At 34.9% G+C, this 18,954-nt stretch carries 16 protein-coding genes and 1 pseudogene; 9 read left to right on the top strand and 8 right to left on the bottom strand.

Going from position 1 to position 18,954, the window contains the following annotated elements:
- The first annotated feature begins 200 nt into the window (after nucleotides 1-200).
- Together BIW12_RS10615 and BIW12_RS10610 are read left to right on the top strand one after the other, a co-directional pair.
- Entirely contained in the window at nucleotides 201-2,750 is a 2,550-nt protein-coding gene (locus BIW12_RS10615; RefSeq protein WP_071185087.1) for a TonB-dependent receptor, read from the top strand.
- Nucleotides 2,751-2,949: 199 nt separating this feature from the next.
- Entirely contained in the window at nucleotides 2,950-3,564 is a 615-nt protein-coding gene (locus BIW12_RS10610) for a deoxynucleoside kinase (protein WP_071185086.1), read from the top strand.
- Nucleotides 3,565-3,615: 51 nt separating this feature from the next.
- On the opposite strand, the pseudogene BIW12_RS10605 reads toward BIW12_RS10610, so the two are convergent.
- From BIW12_RS10605 to BIW12_RS10580, 6 genes and pseudogenes are all read right to left on the bottom strand, one after another.
- Nucleotides 3,616-3,805, bottom strand: a pseudogene (locus BIW12_RS10605) (CsbD family protein).
- Nucleotides 3,806-3,830: 25 nt separating this feature from the next.
- The gene (locus tag BIW12_RS10600) at nucleotides 3,831-4,304 is read right to left on the bottom strand and encodes a Dps family protein (RefSeq protein ID WP_071185085.1); all 474 of its coding nucleotides are present in this window, start codon (nucleotides 4,302-4,304) and stop codon (nucleotides 3,831-3,833) included.
- A gap of 747 nt (nucleotides 4,305-5,051) precedes the next feature.
- Nucleotides 5,052-7,535 carry a sodium-translocating pyrophosphatase gene (locus tag BIW12_RS10595; protein ID WP_083382104.1) on the bottom strand — a complete coding sequence of 828 codons (2,484 nt, stop codon included), beginning with the start codon at nucleotides 7,533-7,535 and terminating at the stop codon, nucleotides 5,052-5,054.
- 110 nt (nucleotides 7,536-7,645) lie between these two features.
- On the bottom strand, nucleotides 7,646-8,176 hold the full coding sequence (locus BIW12_RS10590) for an inorganic diphosphatase (protein ID WP_066328669.1): 531 nt from the start codon (nucleotides 8,174-8,176) through the stop codon (nucleotides 7,646-7,648).
- A gap of 92 nt (nucleotides 8,177-8,268) precedes the next feature.
- Complete coding sequence (locus BIW12_RS10585) at nucleotides 8,269-10,758, bottom strand: DUF5686 and carboxypeptidase-like regulatory domain-containing protein (RefSeq protein ID WP_071186329.1); 2,490 nt, start codon at nucleotides 10,756-10,758, stop codon at nucleotides 8,269-8,271.
- Nucleotides 10,759-10,877: 119 nt separating this feature from the next.
- On the bottom strand, nucleotides 10,878-11,855 hold the full coding sequence (locus BIW12_RS10580) for a pyruvate dehydrogenase complex E1 component subunit beta (protein ID WP_035662453.1): 978 nt from the start codon (nucleotides 11,853-11,855) through the stop codon (nucleotides 10,878-10,880).
- A gap of 263 nt (nucleotides 11,856-12,118) precedes the next feature.
- On the opposite strand from BIW12_RS10580, the gene BIW12_RS10575 reads away from it, so the two are divergent.
- The 4 genes from BIW12_RS10575 (at nucleotide 12,119) to BIW12_RS10560 (ending at nucleotide 15,575) form a co-directional block, all read left to right on the top strand.
- Nucleotides 12,119-12,865 (top strand): electron transfer flavoprotein subunit beta/FixA family protein, encoded by a 747-nt coding sequence (locus BIW12_RS10575; protein WP_071185084.1) that lies wholly within the window; start codon nucleotides 12,119-12,121, stop codon nucleotides 12,863-12,865.
- Nucleotides 12,866-12,972: 107 nt separating this feature from the next.
- Nucleotides 12,973-13,941, top strand: coding sequence for an electron transfer flavoprotein subunit alpha/FixB family protein (locus BIW12_RS10570; protein WP_071185083.1), 969 nt, complete (start codon nucleotides 12,973-12,975; stop codon nucleotides 13,939-13,941).
- Nucleotides 13,942-14,078: 137 nt separating this feature from the next.
- Complete coding sequence (locus tag BIW12_RS10565) at nucleotides 14,079-14,699, top strand: bifunctional nuclease family protein (protein ID WP_071185082.1); 621 nt, start codon at nucleotides 14,079-14,081, stop codon at nucleotides 14,697-14,699.
- A 51-nt stretch (nucleotides 14,700-14,750) separates the two neighbouring features.
- Nucleotides 14,751-15,575 carry a thymidylate synthase gene (locus BIW12_RS10560; protein ID WP_071185081.1) on the top strand — a complete coding sequence of 275 codons (825 nt, stop codon included), beginning with the start codon at nucleotides 14,751-14,753 and terminating at the stop codon, nucleotides 15,573-15,575.
- Nucleotides 15,576-15,684: 109 nt separating this feature from the next.
- Here BIW12_RS10560 and BIW12_RS10555 read toward each other — a convergent pair whose 3' ends face one another.
- The gene (locus tag BIW12_RS10555) at nucleotides 15,685-15,981 is read right to left on the bottom strand and encodes an isoamylase early set domain-containing protein (protein WP_071185080.1); all 297 of its coding nucleotides are present in this window, start codon (nucleotides 15,979-15,981) and stop codon (nucleotides 15,685-15,687) included.
- A 238-nt stretch (nucleotides 15,982-16,219) separates the two neighbouring features.
- Here BIW12_RS10555 and BIW12_RS10550 point away from each other — a divergent pair, with 238 nt between their 5' ends.
- The 3 genes from BIW12_RS10550 (at nucleotide 16,220) to BIW12_RS10540 (ending at nucleotide 17,547) form a co-directional block, all read left to right on the top strand.
- Complete coding sequence (locus BIW12_RS10550; protein WP_071185079.1) at nucleotides 16,220-16,555, top strand: 2TM domain-containing protein; 336 nt, start codon at nucleotides 16,220-16,222, stop codon at nucleotides 16,553-16,555.
- A gap of 6 nt (nucleotides 16,556-16,561) precedes the next feature.
- A complete protein-coding gene (locus BIW12_RS10545; RefSeq protein WP_071185078.1) occupies nucleotides 16,562-17,065 on the top strand; it encodes a dihydrofolate reductase in 504 nt (167 codons plus the stop codon).
- Nucleotides 17,066-17,307: 242 nt separating this feature from the next.
- Nucleotides 17,308-17,547: a hypothetical protein gene (locus BIW12_RS10540; RefSeq protein WP_071186327.1), complete on the top strand. Its 240-nt coding sequence runs from the start codon at nucleotides 17,308-17,310 to the stop codon at nucleotides 17,545-17,547.
- Between the two features lie 64 nt (nucleotides 17,548-17,611).
- Here BIW12_RS10540 and der read toward each other — a convergent pair whose 3' ends face one another.
- Nucleotides 17,612-18,922 carry a ribosome biogenesis GTPase Der gene (gene der / locus BIW12_RS10535; RefSeq protein ID WP_071185077.1) on the bottom strand — a complete coding sequence of 437 codons (1,311 nt, stop codon included), beginning with the start codon at nucleotides 18,920-18,922 and terminating at the stop codon, nucleotides 17,612-17,614.
- Between the last annotated feature and the right edge of the window lie 32 nt (nucleotides 18,923-18,954).

Genomic DNA, 18,954 nt, shown 5'->3' with positions numbered 1-18,954 from the left:
AATTAAAATCATATATAAAAACCTAAAAATGAAACTTATGAAAAGGCAACGAACAAAATTTATTTTTTCGGAAAATTATTCAAAAGAAAACAAAACTCTAAACAGCAATACAACCATAGCTATTATAATGTGTATGTGTTAGTTAAAAAAATTTATTTTTAAATTCTACTAATTACATATAACATACATAAATACTAAACATGAAAACAATTTATACAAAATCAATCACAATAATCACATTACTATTATTCTTTTCAGTTTCAAATGCACAGAATACTTTAAAAGGAAACGTAAAAAACAGTCAGGACCAATCTCTACCAGGTGCAAATGTTATCCTGAAAGGAACTAAATACAACACGACCACAGATGCAAACGGAAATTTTTCGATTGACACAAAAGACAAGACTTCTTTTTCCCTATTAATACAATATGTAGGATACAAAACGGAAGAAATAACTATTACTGAAAATCAAACAGCTCCATTAACAATAAAACTTTCTGAAGAAAACGAACTTGTTGAAGTTGTTATCTCATCTCGAAGAAGAATTGAAAAAGCACAAAACGTACCTATTCCAATTTCAGTAGTTAGCGGAAAACAAGCAGAACAGGCAGGTGCCTTTAATGTAAACAGAATTAAAGAATTGATTCCATCTGTTCAGCTTTACTCATCAAACCCAAGAAACACAGGAATTAACATTCGTAGTTTAGGTTCTCCTTTTGGTCTTACTAATGATGGTATTGATCCGGGTGTTGGTTTCTATATTGATGGTGTCTATTATGCCCGCCCTGCAATTACAACTTTAGATTTTATTGATGTAAGTCAAATAGAAGTACTACGCGGACCGCAAGGAACGTTATTTGGAAAAAACACCACTTCAGGTGCCTTTAATATTACAACCAGAAAGCCAAGTTTTACTCCTGCTGCTGACTTTGAAGTAAGCTATGGAAATTATTCTTTCCTGCAAGCCAAAGCATCTATTACAGGAGCAATTGCAAAAAAAATTGCAGGACGTATTTCTTTTTCAGGAACACAACGTGATGGTTTAATTGAAAATGTGGCAACAGGAAAAGCAACAAATACATTAAACAATCAGGGAATCAGAGGTCAGTTACTTTTTACCCCTACAGAAAATACTAATATTACATTAGCTGCAGACATCACCACACAACGTCCTGATGGATATGCACAGGTTCTTGCCGGTGTTGCTCCAACTCAAAGAGCTGCATACCGTCAATTCAATCAAATTATTGCCGATTTAAATTATACCCTTCCAAGCACAAATCCTTTTGATCGTAAAATTGACCATGATACTCCATGGCGTTCCGGACAAGACATAGGAGGTATTTCGCTTAATGTTGATACAAAAATTGGAGGAGGAACACTTACCTCAACAACAGCCTGGCGCTTTTCAACTTGGGATCCGTCAAATGACAGGGATTTTACAGGATTACAAGTTTTAGCAAAATCACAAAATCCAAACAGACATGAGCAATTCACCCAAGAAGTGCGTTATGCTGGAGAAATCAGCCCAAAATTATCGGGAGTTGGAGGAATATTCTTTATTGACCAGGAAGTTAATACATATGGAACAGAAGAATCAGGAAGTGCACAATGGCGTTTCTCTCAAAGTACTACTAGCACCAAATGGCAAACACCAGGTCTTTTTGAAGGATATGGTATAAGAACAAATGCAGGTATCCATTCAGTTAGTGCTGCTGTATTTGGTCAATTAGACTGGGCTATTACTGATAAATTACATATTTTACCAGGTTTAAGATACAATTATGATAAAAAGGATGCCGATTACGACCGTGCCACTTACGGAGGTTTACAAACGACAGATCCTGAATTAATCGCTCTAAAAAGATTAGTTTATACTGACCAAAGTTTTAGCAAAAACACGGATGCAACTGACTTTTCAGGAAACTTAACGCTATCTTTCAAGGCATCTGACCGAATTAATGCTTACGCAACTTATGCAAAAAGCTACAAGCCTGTTGGGGTAAATGTTGCCGGACTTCCAACTGTTTCCGGTCAACCAGCTCTTGATTTGGCAGTAATCAAACCCGAAAAAGTACAGCACTACGAAGCAGGTGTTAAAACATCTCCATTTAATAATACTATCTTGAACCTAACTTTCTTTAATACCGATATTACGGATTACCAAACTAATGTTCAGGCTGCTGAATTAGGTGTCAATCGTGGTTATTTAGCCAATGCTGATAAAGTACGTGTAAGAGGTGCCGAATTGGATGCCAGTTTTGTTATCAACAAAAATTTTACTATAAATGGAGCTGCAACTTATACGGATGGAAAATACATTAAATTTACAAATGCACCACTACCATTAGAAGAAACAGGATCTTCAGTATCTTTTAAAGATGTTTCAGGAAGCAGTTTACCAGGAGTTTCAAAATGGGCCGGAAGTTTAGGTGGTGAATACACAACAGATGCAAAATTCTTTGGAAATTTAGGTAAATTCTTTGTAGCTGTAGATTCTTATGCCCGTTCAGAATTTTCTTCAAGTCCATCGGCCTCAAAATACTTGGTTGTTGACGGCTATGCAATCTTTAATGGTCGTTTAGGATTTAGAGCTACTGAAGGTTTATCAATCAACTTCTGGGGACGCAACCTTTTAAATAAAGATTATTTTGAACAATTATTACCTGCCGGTGGTAATGCCGGTCACTATGCCGGAGTATTAGGAGATCAGAGAACGTATGGAATTACATTGAAATATTCGCTATAAAATTCAATTTTCTAACTAAAGGAAGCCGTCTCAAAAATTGTATTGAGGCGGCTTCTTTATTTAATCCAATATTAGAAAACGCAAAAAAACAGCAGTTCAAACAAAATTTAAAATCATTCAAATCACTTACAATAAAGACTATTTTTTTTCTATTTTTACATCTTTAGTAAAATACAAATCATAAAACTGTAACATCATAATGCACATAGCAGTAGCAGGAAATATAGGCTCAGGAAAAACAACATTAACCGCTTTACTATCCAAACATTTTAAATGGGAACCTCATTACGAAGACGTAGTTGACAATCCGTATCTGGATGATTTTTATCACCAAATGGAGCGTTGGTCTTTCAATCTTCAAATTTATTTCTTGAACAGTCGTTTCCGCCAGGTTATGCAAATTCGCGAAAGCGGAAAAAAAGTAATTCAGGACAGAACCATTTATGAAGATGCTCATATTTTTGCCCCTAACCTTCACGCCATGGGATTGATGACCAATCGTGATTTTCAAAATTATGCTACCCTTTTTGAATTGATGGAATCTACGGTTAAAGCTCCCGATTTATTAATTTACCTAAGAAGTTCAATTCCGAATTTAGTGGGACAAATCCACAAACGCGGACGCGAATACGAAAACTCTATTTCTATCGATTATTTGAGTCGTTTGAACGAACGCTACGAAGCATGGATTCACACCTATACAAAAGGAAAATTACTGATTATTGATGTGGATAAAATTAACTTTGTGGACAACCCTGAAGATTTAGGAAACATCATCGAACGAATTAATGCCGAATTAAACGGATTGTTTTAAAAAAAGAAACCGCTTCAAAAATTTGAAGCGGTTTCTTTTTTAACCTTGGCATTAGAATTCTTCATTATACCACTTGGCAATTTCCTCTTTAGTCTTACCTATTTTTTTGTTGAATTTTCCCAAACATTTCATCTTCTTTCCCTTCTTCATACAACAAGTCGTCTTCTGTAAGTTCGGCATACTTTTGTTTTAGTTTTCCTTTAATTTCGTTCCAATTTCCTTTAAGCTCTGTACTATTCATAATTTCTAAATTTTAATATTACTATTTATTTTTGATCTATATATTTACGCAGCATCCACGACTGTTCTTCATGTTTTTGAATTAAAGCCGTTAGAAAATCTGTTGTGCCATAATCTTGCGTTTCTTCAACTGTTTTAACAAAATCTCTCAACTGCTTTAATACCGTTTCATGATCTGTTAAAAGCTCATGAAGCATTTCTCTTTGATCTACAGTTTTTAGATTTTCTTTTAAAATAGAATTATCAATAAACTCTTTCATAGTACCTATGGCATTCCCACCTAGTTTACTAATACGTTCGGCTATTTCATCTATTTCTTGTTCTAATGCCGTATACTGACTTTCAAACAGTTTATGCAACTCCATAAAGCTATTCCCTGAAACATTCCAATGAAATTTTCTTGTCTTTGTGTACAGCAACATTTCGTTTGCTAAAACCGTCGTCAAACAATTAATACTTGACTCGAGCTCTTTTTTTGTGATTCCAATTTTTGGCTCCATTATATTTTCTTTTTGTTATTTACAAATATATTACACTACCACAACTAACATCTTACACAGTTCTCCAAGATTGTTATACAATTGCTTCATATTTAAATTTTATGATTAGGTGCTTTTAATAACACAACAACTATAGGAGAACAAATAAAATTTTGCGACCATTAATAACGACAAAATCAATCCGTTTTTGACGTAACTTAATGTATCCATTTTCGCTTCTATCCCCAGATTTACCTTTAATGATTCCTCTAAAAATGATATACTGATTAGTAACTTAAATCAAAAAACCATGGGAATATCTAGCCTACGAAAAAGATTTATTTGTCTATTTCTTGTTTTCATGCTAACTTTTCAAAGTTGTAGTATTTATGAAAAAGCAGCGTAAGCTTAAGTGAAGCTGAAAAAGCAAATCTAAAAACCTTAGTAATTTTTAATGATAATGTAAAAACATCGTTATTCGAGAATCATAAAAATTAATGATCGTTATTATGGTGAAGTAAAAACAAAAGGCAAAATTGAAACCATACTTTTATCGGAAGAAGAAATTAAAAGTATTCGAATTCTGGACAAACCTTCATCATTATATAGGTAATCTTGTTATTGTTCTGACTACATTTGGAACAATATTAATAATCAGTACTGTTAATTTCGCTCCAGATTTTAATATTGGCGATAGCGGTTATTAATTGTTAACGTAAAAAAATGCCTCACAATTGCGAGGCATTTTTAGTTTTTTTATAGCAAAATTTATTTTTTGTGAGCACAACAACTTCCCTTAGAAGTTCCTGAAGGTATAACAAACTTTCCATTCGCATCATAATGAGACAGGCAGGCTTCTTTTTGCGCTGGCGAACATTTTAAACTATCGCACATTTTTGCACATTCTTCTTTGGACATTGTTGCCATTTTGGACATGTCGCAATGCCCCATCATAGCAGCATTATGATGCTCGCAATTTTTATTCGTACAACCTTTGGCGATACATTCTTCTTTAGACATCGAAGTACATTTAGCAGTTGAAACACAACAAGAAGCCGCAGTTCCAATAGTATGACTTCCATTACCTAAAATCGGAGCAATAACTAAACCTATTAAACATGTTAATTTGATTAAAATATTCATCGAAGGTCCGGAAGTATCTTTGAATGGATCTCCAACAGTATCTCCGGTTACAGCAGCTTTATGCGCATCAGAACCCTTATAGGTCATTTCGCCATTAATCATTACACCAGCTTCAAAAGATTTTTTAGCATTGTCCCAGGCACCTCCGGCATTGTTTTGAAAAACCGCCCAAAGCACACCCGAAACTGTAACTCCAGCCATATAACCTCCCAACATTTCGGCAATTAACTGATTATTGTCGCCATAAACCAATTTACCAAGCAACACAATCGCAATAGGAAAACCAATGGTCAAAACACCCGGCAACATCATTTCGCGTAAAGCGGCTTTTGTTGAAATATCCACACATTTAGCATATTCCGGTTTGGCTGTTCCTTCCATAATTCCCGGAATTTCTTTAAACTGACGACGTACTTCATATACCATGTCCATAGCTGCTTTCCCAACGGAATTCATTGCTAATGCTGAAAAAACCACAGGAATCATTCCGCCCACAAACAACATTGCTAAAACGGGTGCTTTAAAAATATTAATTCCGTCAATTCCTGTAAAAGTAACATAAGCCGCAAACAGAGCCAATGAAGTCAATGCTGCCGAAGCAATTGCAAATCCTTTTCCGGTTGCTGCAGTTGTGTTTCCAACAGAATCTAAAATATCGGTTCGGGTACGTACTTCTTTAGGCAATTCACTCATTTCGGCAATTCCTCCCGCATTGTCTGAAATGGGTCCGAAAGCATCAATGGCTAATTGCATTGCCGTAGTAGCCATCATAGCTGAAGCTGCCAAGGCTACACCATAAAAACCCGCTAAAGCATACGATGTCCAAATTGCAGCTGCAAACAATAAAACCGTTGGAAAAGTAGAAATCATTCCAGTTGCCAATCCTGCAATAACATTTGTCCCGGCTCCTGTACTCGATTTTTGAACAATAGCCATTACCGGTTTTGTCCCAAGACCTGTATAATATTCAGTTACCGAAGAAATCACTCCACCAACTATTAATCCGATAATGGTAGCATAAAAAACACGCATCGAAGAAATTTCCTGACTTCCCTCACCAAAAAATTCCATTCTCATCATTGGTGGTAACATGTATTGCACTAAAAAGAAACAGCTAATAGCCGTTAGAACTATGGCAACCCAATTCCCTATATTCAATGCTTTTTGTACCTGAGCTTCTTTAGCATTATCATCGGTTATTTTTACTAACATTGTTCCAATGATGGAAAATAAAATTCCAAAACCAGCAATGGACATTGGCAACAAAATAGGTCCAATTCCGCCAAAAGCATCCTGAATGCTTCCGCCCATATCTTTGATAACATAATTCCCCAAAACCATAGCTGCCAAAACTGTTGCTACATAAGACCCAAATAAATCGGCTCCCATTCCTGCCACATCGCCCACATTATCTCCTACGTTATCTGCAATGGTTGCAGGATTTCGAGGATCATCTTCTGGGATTCCGGCTTCCACTTTCCCTACTAAATCGGCACCTACATCGGCAGCTTTTGTATAAATTCCGCCTCCAACACGGGCAAACAAAGCAATCGATTCGGCTCCTAAAGAAAAACCTGCTAAGGTTTCTAATACTACGGTCATGTCATCAATAGAAGTCCATGTCCCGCCCATAAAAAAATGATAGAAAAAAATAAAAAAGGAAGTCAATCCTAAAACGGCTAAACCGGCAACGCCTAACCCCATTACGGTTCCACCTCCAAAAGAAACCTTTAAGGCCTGAGGCAAACTACTGCGAGCAGCCTGAGTGGTTCTTACATTGGTTTTAGTTGCTATTTTCATCCCCATATTTCCTGCCAGAGCAGAAAATAAAGCACCAATAACAAAGGCTACAACAATTAATAAATGTGTTTTAACACCTGGTAAAAAAGTAATTCCCGCCAAAACAATACTGGCAAAAAAAACAAAAACGGCCAGTAATCGGTATTCCGCTTTTAAAAATGCCAGAGCACCCTCGTAAATAAAATCGGAAATTGAGGCCATTTTACCATCGCCGGCGTCTTGTTTTAAAACCCAGGCTCTTTTTAAAAACATAAAAGCAAGTCCAACTAATGCCATAAAAACAGGCACCCAAATCATAATTGTATTCATAAATTCGTTTTTGGTTAAGGTTAATAATCAACAGCATACAAACGAATTTAAACAAAAAAGCAATACTCCTGACGAAGTATTGCTTTTTTTACAAATTTATAACCTGAAAATTATTTAATGCTAAATAACCCTTCAGGCTTGTTTTCAATGGCATTAAAACGATCAGTACACTCTTTGATGATTGCTTTTGCTTCACTCAAATCTCCCCATCCTTCAACATCTACTTGTTTGTTTTCAAGATCTTTGTAAACCTGGAAGAAATGCTCGATTTCTTTTAATAAGTGTGGATTAACGTCTGATAAATCATTTAATTTATTCCAAATTGGATCAGAAACCGGTACACAAACAATTTTCTCATCCGGTCCTTTATCATCTGCCATGTGGAAAACACCAATTGGTTTTACTTCCATAACACATCCAGGGAAAGTTGGTTCGTTTACTAAAACCAATACGTCCAATGGATCTCCGTCAAGAGCTAAAGTTTCAGGAATAAATCCGTAATCAGCAGGATACATCATTGAAGAGAATAACATTCTGTCAAAACGCATTCTTTTGATTTCAAAATCGTATTCGTATTTGTTTCTACTTCCTCTTGGAATTTCGATTAACACATCGAAAGTGTTTATTTTGTCTGCAGTCATTTTATTTATTGTCTTAAGTTGATTTTATCTGGGCACAAAAGTAACTCAAATCCTTATTTATAACAAAACATTTGCTTTAGATTTCGTGATTTTTAGAAATAAAATCCAAACGAACCTTTTACAGAAAACTTCTGCGTATCAGGTGTATTCAAATAATTTCCTCTCCAGGTAAAATCAATTCGAAATACTTTAAAAATATTGCCTATTCCTGCACTGTATTCCCAATACACATCTTCGGGAGCGGCATACACTAAGCCCGAAGCATTAATGGCTCTGCTGGCATCTGAAATTGTTCCGTAAACTGCTTTTGCCCCAATTATTTCTCGCCAATTTAGCTTTCTCATAAATGGAATTCTTGAAAACACACGTCCTCCAAAATTATGTTCCCATTGCAACGTACTGTATTGATCGGCAACAAATTCGTAAAAATTAAGGTTATTAAAAGTGTTTTCGATAGTAGAATATGACTGGTTTCCGGGAATTACACTCATCAATCCTAACGGAATTGTTCCAAAAGTTTTTCCTAATTCCAAAGTAAGATTAGTACGTCCTAATGGTCCAATAATAATAGGCTGTCTATAATACAACTGTAATTTATCATACTTAAAATCACTATCAAACAGGCCTTTAAAACCATGACTATAATTAACATAAAAACGGCTAAAAGGACTATCTACAGTACTTCTTTCTACTCCGTAACCTATCATTTTTCGGTTAGGAGTTAACTCTAACTGCAAATTAACCTCTGATTGCTTAACATCACTTCTTGTGGTGGTTTGGCTTGCATCAGTATAATAATCCAACTTAAAAGTATCCGATGCCGATTCTAATGTCCTGTACGAAAATCCCATTTGAAACATTAAGTTTTTTACAGGCTCCATTTCAACCGACAAATTAGACAAATTAATATTAGTCAACTTTCCATTATTTCCTGTTGAAACCAATGAAGAAGAAGCAAAACTTCTGCCCAAAACATCGTTAGTAGTTGTTAAACTGGCACCTATTTGCTCCACATCCCGTCTATTTCCACCTGAAATGATAATTCGGTTCTTCTTATCCACCATCCATTTTCCTGACAAACCGTATTTGAATTTATTATCATCAAAACCATAGGCTGTATATCCTTGTAAACGCCAGGTGTCATTAGGACCAAAATAAGTTCTTCCCCCTGTTCTAATTCGGATTCCTTCTACTTCATTGTAACCAAAAGTGGAAAAAATAGGCCCGTAATCAAAATGCCCAAACTGTACATATCCACTACCTAAAATAGAGACCAAATTATACAATTGCCTGAATTTCTTGACTGTTTGCAAGGTATCCAGCATTTTATAAATTCCTTTCTCGTCTTTATTTAAGTTTTCAAAACGATTGTCATCCCAATACTTCTCCGATCGATTATAAACCTCATTATCAATATAATTAACCTCATCTCTATAAAAAGCAGCCGGTTTTTCGATATTGAATTGATGATTTTGATACAAGGTAGTACGTTTTCCATACACCCCTTTAGACTCATCTTTTTTATTCAAAGCAAAATCTGACATCATGTGATCGCGGGTCAACAAAAAGACCGAATCGTTTTGCACTTCAAATTCCTGTTCGATATAAATATCTTTTACCCAGTTAATATTGGCACTTTTAGTCACTGCCATATTGATTTTTTTGATGGCAAAAGTGGTATCGTTCACCCAAAAATCGCCTTTAAAAGTCAGCTCATTTTTACGTCTTGGATAAAACAAAATGTTGTAACACCATTTTTTATCAATAAAAGCACTGTCTCTAAGAACATAACTATAGACATCTATACCCGTTTTAGACAATGGACTGGTGAAACTTTTGTCAAAAAAAGTAAGGTGGTTGTTGTAAATATCGTAATTCGAATACAAATCCTTAATAAAAGATAAAATTTGCTGATTATCACTAAATCCAGAATTTTTATTAGCCTTTAATTTTTCTTTTACCTTATTTATTTTATTATTCCCATAAACATCCATTAACGATTCATTGATAAAAATAGGCAGATACGTTTTCCCGGTAACTCTCGAAGTATCAATATGATTAAAAACAAATTCCATTCCTTTGAAGATTTTGTTTTTCATAAAAGCACTATCAATAGTATTCATATCAAACTCTACTTTTTCGTACTTCTCCATTTGGTACTGATCAAATTGGTACAAACCATTTTTTCGCTTTCTTTCCCAAATTTTCCTAAGAATATCTAATGCCGGATTGTTCTTTTTAGAAGTTTTTCCAGAGTAAATAACCACCTCTTTTAATTCCTCGACATCTTTTAGTAATACCTTAAAATTATAATTTACGGCTTTGTCCAAAGTAATTTCCGTATCTGAAAACCCTACAGAAGTCACTATCAAAACAGTATAAGTAGCAGGCGATTCGATATAAAAACGTCCGTCTTCATTAGACATAACTCCCATATTCGAACCTTTAAAAACAACATTTGCAAAAGGAACGGGTTGATTGGATTTATCTACCACTATACCGCTCACTTTTGTTTGGGCAAAAAGTGTTGAGAAAACAGACAATACAAAAAACAGAGCTAGAAATAGGTACTTCTTATTCATACAGGTTGACATTTATTGCTTTTTATTGAGGTTTGTTTGCAACAAACTCCCATTAAAATTAAAAAAAAAGCTTCATCAAACTAACGTAAGATGAAGCCTTAATAGTATTTACTAATGTATTATTTATACATTACTTTCTTTACTGCTTTCACAACATCAGCTGCGTTTGGCAACCAATCTTTCAACAATACCGGAGAGTAAGGTGCCGGAGCATCGGCAGTTGTAATTCTTTGAATTGGTGCATCAAGGAAATCAAAAGCTTGTTCTTGTACAATATAAGTAATCTCAGAAGAAATACTTGCAAATGGCCAAGCTTCTTCAAGAATTACCAAACGATTTGTTTTCTTAACTGATTTTAAAATCGCTTCGTTATCCATTGGACGAACCGTTCTTAAATCGATAACTTCACAAGAAATTCCTTCCTTAGCTAATTCATCAGCAGCAATAAAAGCTTCTTTGATGATTTTTCCAAAAGAAACAATTGTTACATCAGTTCCTTCTCTTTTAACATCAGCAACTCCAATAGGAATTACATATTCTCCGTCTGGCACTTCACCTTTATCACCATACATTTGCTCAGATTCCATGAAAATTACAGGATCATTATCGCGAATAGCTGATTTCAAAAGTCCTTTAGCATCATAAGGAGTAGAAGGTACAATCACTTTTAATCCTGGAGTATTAGCAAACCAGTTTTCTAAAGCCTGTGAGTGAGTAGCTCCTAATTGACCTGCAGAAGCAGTTGGTCCACGAAAAACGATAGGCACATTAAATTGTCCTCCTGTCATTTGACGCATTTTAGCAGCATTATTTATAATTTGATCAATACCAACTAAACAGAAGTTGAAAGTCATGTATTCTACAATAGGACGACAACCGTTCATAGCAGATCCTACTGCAATTCCTGTAAAACCAAGCTCAGCAATTGGAGTATCAATTACTCTTTTTTCGCCAAATTCAGCCAGCATTCCTTTTGAAGCTTTGTATGCTCCGTTGTATTCTGCAACTTCTTCGCCCATTAAATATATGGATTCATCGTGACGCATTTCTTCGCTCATCGCTTCGCAAATGGCCTCTCTAAATTGTATTGTTCTCATATTATATTGTATGTTGAATTTTCTGAAGAGCAAAAATAAATATTTTAAACCATTTAAAACACAAATTAACTTAAATAATCCTCCATAAATTCTAACATCTTAGATTAGGTATGTGAATATCTCGCATTTATTCTGCTATTTTACACGAATCAAACAAATAAAAATATTATTGCAACAATGCTTAGTCTTTATTCATACTAAATTATTCGAAATATTATTCTAATTTTGTAACTCAATCTACGAAATTTATAAAATATCCCAACATGAAAATACTAGTTTGCATCAGTCATGTTCCTGATACTACCTCAAAAATCAACTTTACAAACGCTGATACCGAATTTGATACTAACGGCGTACAATATGTAATCAATCCTAATGACGAATTTGGATTAACACGTGCTATTTGGTTTCAAGAACAACAAGGAGCTACCGTAACTGTAGTAAACGTGGGCGGTCCTGAAACCGAACCTACATTAAGAAAAGCATTAGCAATCGGAGCTAACGAAGCCATTCGTATCAATGCTACTCCTACTGACGGATTTTTTGTTGCCAAACAATTAGCTGAAGTTATCAAATCAGGAGCTTACGATTTAGTTATTGCCGGAAAAGAATCTCTTGATTATAATGGAGGAATGGTTCCCGGGATGATTGCCGGTATTTTAGGATACAATTTCTTAAACGCCTGTATTGACATAGCAGTTGATGGTACAAATGTAAAAGCGGTTCGCGAAATTGACGGAGGAAAAGAAACTGTTACCACTTCTTTACCTTTAATCATTGGCGGACAAAAAGGAATCGTTGAAGAAAAAGATTTGCGTATCCCCAACATGAGAGGAATCATGACTGCCAGAACAAAAACATTAAATGTTGTTGAACCGGTTGACGCTGCCATAAACACCAAAGCGGTAAAATTTGAAAAACCGGCTCCAAAATCGGCAATAAAAATGGTTTCCCCAGATAATTTAGACGAGTTAATCGACTTATTACACAACGAAGCGAAAGTGATTTAAGATTGTAGAGTTTAGATTTTAGATTGCTGATTGCAATACGAAATCTAAAAATCACCATTTGATTCACCTCTAAAATCTAAAATCGTTAATCTAAAATCTAAAATCATATGTCAATATTAATATATGCAGAATCTGCAGAAGGAAAATTTAAAAAAGTAGCATTCGAAATCGCTTCTTACGCAAAAAAAGTAGCTGAATCTTTAGGAACTACAGTAACTGCCTTAACTATCAATACTGAAAACGTTGCCGAATTAGCAAAATACGGGGTTGACAAAGTATTAAAAGTAAACAACGACAAATTAGCCGGTTTTAACGCCAAAGCTTATGCTGACGTTATCAAACAAGCAGCTCAACAAGAAAACACAAAATTAGTTATTCTTTCTTCCAGCACTGACAGCATCTATCTTTCTTCATTGGTAGCCGTAAATCTGGAAGCAGGTTTTGCTTCAAACGTAGTAGGATTACCGGTAAGCACTGCTCCTTTTCAGGTAAAAAGAAATGCTTTTTCAAACAAAGCATTCAACATAACAGAAATCAATACCGAGGTAAAAGTTATTGGTCTGGCTAAAAACTCTTATGGTATTTTCGAAAATGCCTCAACATTAACAGAAGAAGCTTTCAATCCAAGCATTGGAGATAATGATTTTGGAATAAAAGTAGCATCAATTGAAAAATCATCAGGAAAAGTATCTATTGCCGATGCTGACATTGTAGTTTCCGGCGGACGCGGATTAAAAGGACCAGAAAACTGGAACTTAATTGAAGATTTAGCTGCTGTTTTAGGAGCTGCAACAGCCTGTTCTAAACCCGTTTCCGACTTAGGATGGAGACCACACGCTGAACACGTAGGACAAACAGGAAAACCGGTAGCAACTAATTTATACATTGCAGTTGGAATTTCGGGTGCTATCCAGCACATTGCCGGAATCAATGCTTCTAAGGTAAAAGTAGTTATCAATACTGATGCCGAAGCACCTTTCTTTAAAGTTGCCGACTACGGAATTGTAGGGGATGCTTTTGATGTTGTTCCCAGATTAATCGAAAAACTAAAGGCTTTTAAGGCGCAAAACGCTTAATACCCTAACTCCTTATTAAAATAATTCTGCCTAATAAAATAAGATAATCGTATCTTTGCTTATTGGCAGAATTTTTAATTAATATTGTAACCTAAAACTAGCCAACAAAACTAAAATACTTTTTCATTTCAACAATTATGAGCTTAGTCAAATTATCCATAAAAGGAATTTCATATAGCCAAACACAAAATGGAGCCTACGCTTTGATTTTGAATGAAGTAGATGGCGAAAGAAAACTACCTATCGTAATAGGAGCTTTCGAAGCACAATCTATCGCTATTGCTTTAGAAAAAGAAATCAAGCCGCCACGTCCATTAACTCATGATTTGTTTAAAAATTTTGCAGAACGATTTGATATTGTTGTCAAACAAGTTATTATTCACAAACTCGTTGACGGTGTGTTTTACTCCAGTATTATTTGCGAAAGAGACAAAATAGAAGAAATTATAGACGCCAGAACATCTGATGCTATCGCATTAGCCTTGCGTTTTAATGCTCCTATTTTTACCTATAAAAACATTCTTGACAAAGCGGGAATTTATTTAAAAACGAATCCTACTGATTCCGACAAGGAAAATCAGCCAATGGATGATGTGATTTCAAATCCGGAATCTTTTACCGCCGAAGCCGAAAGCGGTCGCGCTTACATCAAATACAGTCTTCAGGAATTAAACGACTTATTAATTCAGGCTGTAGAACAGGAAGATTATGAAAAAGCAGCAAAAATAAGAGACGAAATTTCAAAAAGAGAATCCTAATTTAAACGTCAATTCGATCATTCAAATCAACAAATAAGCAAATTCAAAGCAATGAAGCAATATTTAGATTTAGTAAAACATGTTATGGAAAACGGCTGCCAAAAAGGCGACCGAACCGGCACCGGAACTAAAAGTGTATTTGGCTACCAAATGCGTTTTGATTTAAGCGAAGGTTTTCCAATGGTTACCACCAAAAAACTACATCTTAAATCGATTATTTACGAATTGCTTTGGTTCTTAAAAGGCGAAACCAACATTGGTTATCTTAAAGAACATAATGTAAAAATATGGGATGCCTGGGCAGATCAAAATGGCGATTTAGGTCCAGTTTACGGACATCAATGGCGCAACTGGAACAGTGAAGAAATCGATCAGATTTCCGATTTAATCCAAGAATTAAAAACCAATCCTAATAGCCGCAGAATGCTGGTTTCGGCATGGAATCCTTCGGTTTTACCCGATACAACAAAATCATTTGAAGAAAACGTAGCCAATAACAAAGCGGCTTTACCTCCGTGTCATGCGTTCTTTCAGTTTTATGTTGCCGATGGAAAACTGTCCTGCCAACTTTATCAAAGAAGTGCCGACATCTTTCTGGGAGTTCCATTCAACATTGCTTCTTATGCACTATTAACCATGATGATTGCACAGGTATGCGACTTAGAACCAGGAGAATTCATCCACACTTTTGGTGACGCACACATCTATAACAATCATTTTGAGCAATTGGAATTGCAATTATCACGCGAACCAAAACCATTACCAAAAATGATTTTAAATCCGGAGATTAAAAATATCTTTGATTTTGATTACAGTGATTTTACCCTCGTAGGTTATGAACCACACGAAACCATAAAAGGGAGCGTAGCGGTTTAAAATTATAGAAATTCCAAATTTTAAATTCCAAATTCCAATCCCGATATAGTTATCGGGATAAAATTAGAATTTGGAATTTTTTATTAGAATAAAAAAAAAGCGTTTTAGATTAAACCTCTAAAACGCTATTTTCTGTTCCTGCAAATTCATTCCATTTAAAAGAATCTGCTTCTGTTTCGTTGATATATTCTCCGTCAACTAAATATTTGAATTCGTAAGCGGCATCTTTATTCAAATCAAAAGCTCCTTTAAAAGTTCCGTTTTTTAATTTGCTTAAAGCACCTTCTTCAGGATTCCAATTATTAAAATCACCAATAACCGAAACTTGAGTCGCTTCTTTAGCTTCTATAGAAAATGTAACTTTACAAACTGGTTTTGACTTTACAAATTGTTTTTTAATTGGCATAACTATTTCATTTTTAGATTTATGAGACAAAGTAAGTCAATTTAATCGAAGTATAAATACCCAAAAGTAAGTTTTAGGATAATGCTCAATAAACTGTTAAAAACAAACCAATTCATCAAATTTAAAAGCTTTATATTTTCAAAATACAAAAAAGCAAGAGACTAAAAGCTAAATATTCTATAGTACAAATCGGCATTTCCAAATTAAATTTTATCTTTATAGTCAAAAAAAACAGCCTATGAAAACCGAACAATATGAATTGTACGAATACGCCAGAAAACGTATAACACAAAAAAAAAGAGTCTATTTTCATTTTGTTGTATTGTTTTTAGCCAGCCTGTTTTTATTTGTATCTACCGAAGTTTTTCACTTTAACGAAGATGCAAATTGGCACATTTGGTTAATTACAGTCTGGTTATTTCTTTTTATATTACACTTTATCAAAGTTTTTATAACCGATCGTTTTATGAGTAAAAATTGGGAAAAAGAACAAATTGACCGATTAATTGCCCTACAGGAAAAAAAGATAGCCGAATTAAACGACCAAATCAACGAAGAATCCTCTACAAAATAAAAACTAATGATTACAATGATTGCTGCCGCTGCCCAAAACAAGGCATTGGGAAAAGACAACCAATTGATTTGGCATTTACCTAACGATTTTAAAAGATTCAAAAGCCTGACAACAGGACATCATATTATCATGGGAAGAAAAACTTTTGAAAGCTTCCCAAAACCATTACCTAATCGCACACACATTATAATTACACGTCAGACGAATTACAAAGCCGAAGGTTGTATTATTGTAGATAGTATCGAAAAAGCCATTGAAAAATGCCCGGAAGGAGAAGAATCTTTCATTATTGGCGGAGGCGAGATTTATCAGCTAGCCATGCCTTTTTCAGATAAAATCGAACTTACGGTAGTGCATCACAACTTTGAAGCCGATGCTTTTTTCCCAGAAATTAAATTGGAAGACTGGGAATTAATCAATAGTGATTTTCAGCCCAAAGACGAAAAACACCTCTACGATTACAGCTTTGATACTTATATCCGAAAACAAAAAATACCGTCTGAAAAGTAATTCCCAAACATCCTCTTATTGTTTTTATGTGAATTTTTCAAAGTATTAAAAAGATCTACTGATGTAAGTTTGTACCTTATCCTTTTAGATATGCTTAATACAAATTTGAGTGATGCAATATTTGCTATAAATTTTGATTTCAAGATTTCACAACCCCAAACAACAAAACCAAGTGTTTGATTAATAGATATTTAACCCTTTTTTTCCATTTAAAAATCGTAACTTTAAGAGAAAATGGGGCTATGAAAAATTTTGCTATCAAACTGGTATGGTTTACAACGGCTTATGTATTTGTATTTGCTGGTCTCAATCAAACTAATGTTGATTTGAGAATTATAATGACTTTACATCTTATAGGTGTAATTTTGATCCCTTACATGACGTACTGCGTACTCACGGATAAATACAAAACCAATAAAACATTTAAAGATTGGTACGAAGATTATCCTATGGACACGCTGGAAGACGAAGAAGACAATTAAATTCTTAATCATTTTATTCCAAAAAAAAGTCCCAATTCCGATTGTTCGGAACGGGACTTTTCTATTATTTCTCTCTAATATAGATATCTATTGGAACACCTGAGAAATCCCAATTTTCTCTAATTTTATTTTCAAGGTAACGCTTGTACGGTTCTTTTACATACTGCGGCAAGTTAGCAAAAAACACAAACTGAGGCGTTGGCGATGGCAACTGCATGCAATATTTAATTTTCACATATTTTCCTTTAGTCGCTGGTGGCGGATAAGCTTCAATTACTTTCAACATGAATTCGTTGAATTTTGAAGTTGGAATACGTTGTTGTCTGTTTTCATACACTTTTACCGTAGCTTCTAGTGCTTTCAACAAACGTTGTTTAGTCAATGCAGAAACAAAAAGAATAGGCACATCTGTAAAAGGCATTAATTCTTTCTTAATCTTCTCTTCGTAATCACGGGTTGACATGGTATCTTTTTCAACCAAATCCCATTTATTTACTAAGATCACGACTCCTTTACGGTTTTTTTCAGCCAACCAAAAAATACTTTGATCTTGTCCTTCAAATCCACGAGTCGCATCAATAACCAGAATACAAATATCAGCATGCTCAATAGCACGTACCGAACGCATTACCGAGTAAAATTCTAAATCTTCCTTAACCTTCGCTTTTCTACGAATTCCCGCTGTATCCACTAAGTTAAATTCGAAACCAAAACGATCAAATTTAGTATCAATAGCATCACGGGTTGTTCCTGCAATATCCGTAACCATAAAACGGTCTTTGCCAATAAGTGCGTTTATAAAACTAGATTTACCAGCATTAGGACGTCCTACAACTGCAAAACGTGGTAAAATCACTTCTTCCTGAACAGGTTCCGGTTTTTCAGGAAAAGCATCGATTAAAGCATCCAATAAATCCCCAGTTCCACTTCCGGAAATACTGGCAAAAGTGTAATAATCTCCTAAACCAAGGTTGTAAAATTCCACAGCATCCTTCTCACGCATAGCGTTATCAACCTTATTTACTGCTAACAAAACCGGCTTAGTTACTTTACGCAACAATTTAGCCACCGTTTCATCCATTGGGGTAATCCCCTCTTCTACATCCACCACAAAAATGATAACATCGGCTTCATCGATAGCCAATTCGACTTGTTTGCGAATTTCCCCTTCAAATACGTCATCTGATCCGCGAACGTATCCTCCGGTATCAATTACAGAAAACTCTTTTCCGTTCCACTCGCTTTTACCATAGTTTCTATCACGGGTAACCCCAGATACTGAATCTACAATAGCTTCTCTTCTTTGTATCAGCCTATTAAAAAGGGTTGATTTCCCTACATTAGGTCTTCCTACTATCGCAACAATGTTATTCATTTTTTTGAATTTTAAATTTCAGTCCCGATAGC

It is taken from the genome of Flavobacterium commune (genome assembly GCF_001857965.1).
Taxonomy (GTDB): domain Bacteria; phylum Bacteroidota; class Bacteroidia; order Flavobacteriales; family Flavobacteriaceae; genus Flavobacterium; species Flavobacterium commune.
This window is presented reverse-complemented; position numbering and strand designations above follow the sequence as displayed.

Coding starts and splice junctions, on each gene's coding strand:
- BIW12_RS10550 (WP_071185079.1), top strand. CDS start 16,220: ATGAAAACCGAACAATATGAATTGTACGAATACGCCAGAAAACGTATA.
- BIW12_RS10540 (WP_071186327.1), top strand. CDS start 17,308: ATGAAAAATTTTGCTATCAAACTGGTATGGTTTACAACGGCTTATGTA.
- BIW12_RS10570 (WP_071185083.1), top strand. CDS start 12,973: ATGTCAATATTAATATATGCAGAATCTGCAGAAGGAAAATTTAAAAAA.
- BIW12_RS10545 (WP_071185078.1), top strand. CDS start 16,562: ATGATTACAATGATTGCTGCCGCTGCCCAAAACAAGGCATTGGGAAAA.
- BIW12_RS10555 (WP_071185080.1), bottom strand. CDS start 15,981: ATGCCAATTAAAAAACAATTTGTAAAGTCAAAACCAGTTTGTAAAGTT.
- BIW12_RS10610 (WP_071185086.1), top strand. CDS start 2,950: ATGCACATAGCAGTAGCAGGAAATATAGGCTCAGGAAAAACAACATTA.
- BIW12_RS10600 (WP_071185085.1), bottom strand. CDS start 4,304: ATGGAGCCAAAAATTGGAATCACAAAAAAAGAGCTCGAGTCAAGTATT.
- BIW12_RS10565 (WP_071185082.1), top strand. CDS start 14,079: ATGAGCTTAGTCAAATTATCCATAAAAGGAATTTCATATAGCCAAACA.
- BIW12_RS10595 (WP_083382104.1), bottom strand. CDS start 7,535: ATGAATACAATTATGATTTGGGTGCCTGTTTTTATGGCATTAGTTGGA.
- BIW12_RS10560 (WP_071185081.1), top strand. CDS start 14,751: ATGAAGCAATATTTAGATTTAGTAAAACATGTTATGGAAAACGGCTGC.
- BIW12_RS10575 (WP_071185084.1), top strand. CDS start 12,119: ATGAAAATACTAGTTTGCATCAGTCATGTTCCTGATACTACCTCAAAA.
- BIW12_RS10615 (WP_071185087.1), top strand. CDS start 201: ATGAAAACAATTTATACAAAATCAATCACAATAATCACATTACTATTA.
- BIW12_RS10590 (WP_066328669.1), bottom strand. CDS start 8,176: ATGACTGCAGACAAAATAAACACTTTCGATGTGTTAATCGAAATTCCA.
- der (WP_071185077.1), bottom strand. CDS start 18,922: ATGAATAACATTGTTGCGATAGTAGGAAGACCTAATGTAGGGAAATCA.
- BIW12_RS10580 (WP_035662453.1), bottom strand. CDS start 11,855: ATGAGAACAATACAATTTAGAGAGGCCATTTGCGAAGCGATGAGCGAA.
- BIW12_RS10585 (WP_071186329.1), bottom strand. CDS start 10,758: ATGAATAAGAAGTACCTATTTCTAGCTCTGTTTTTTGTATTGTCTGTT.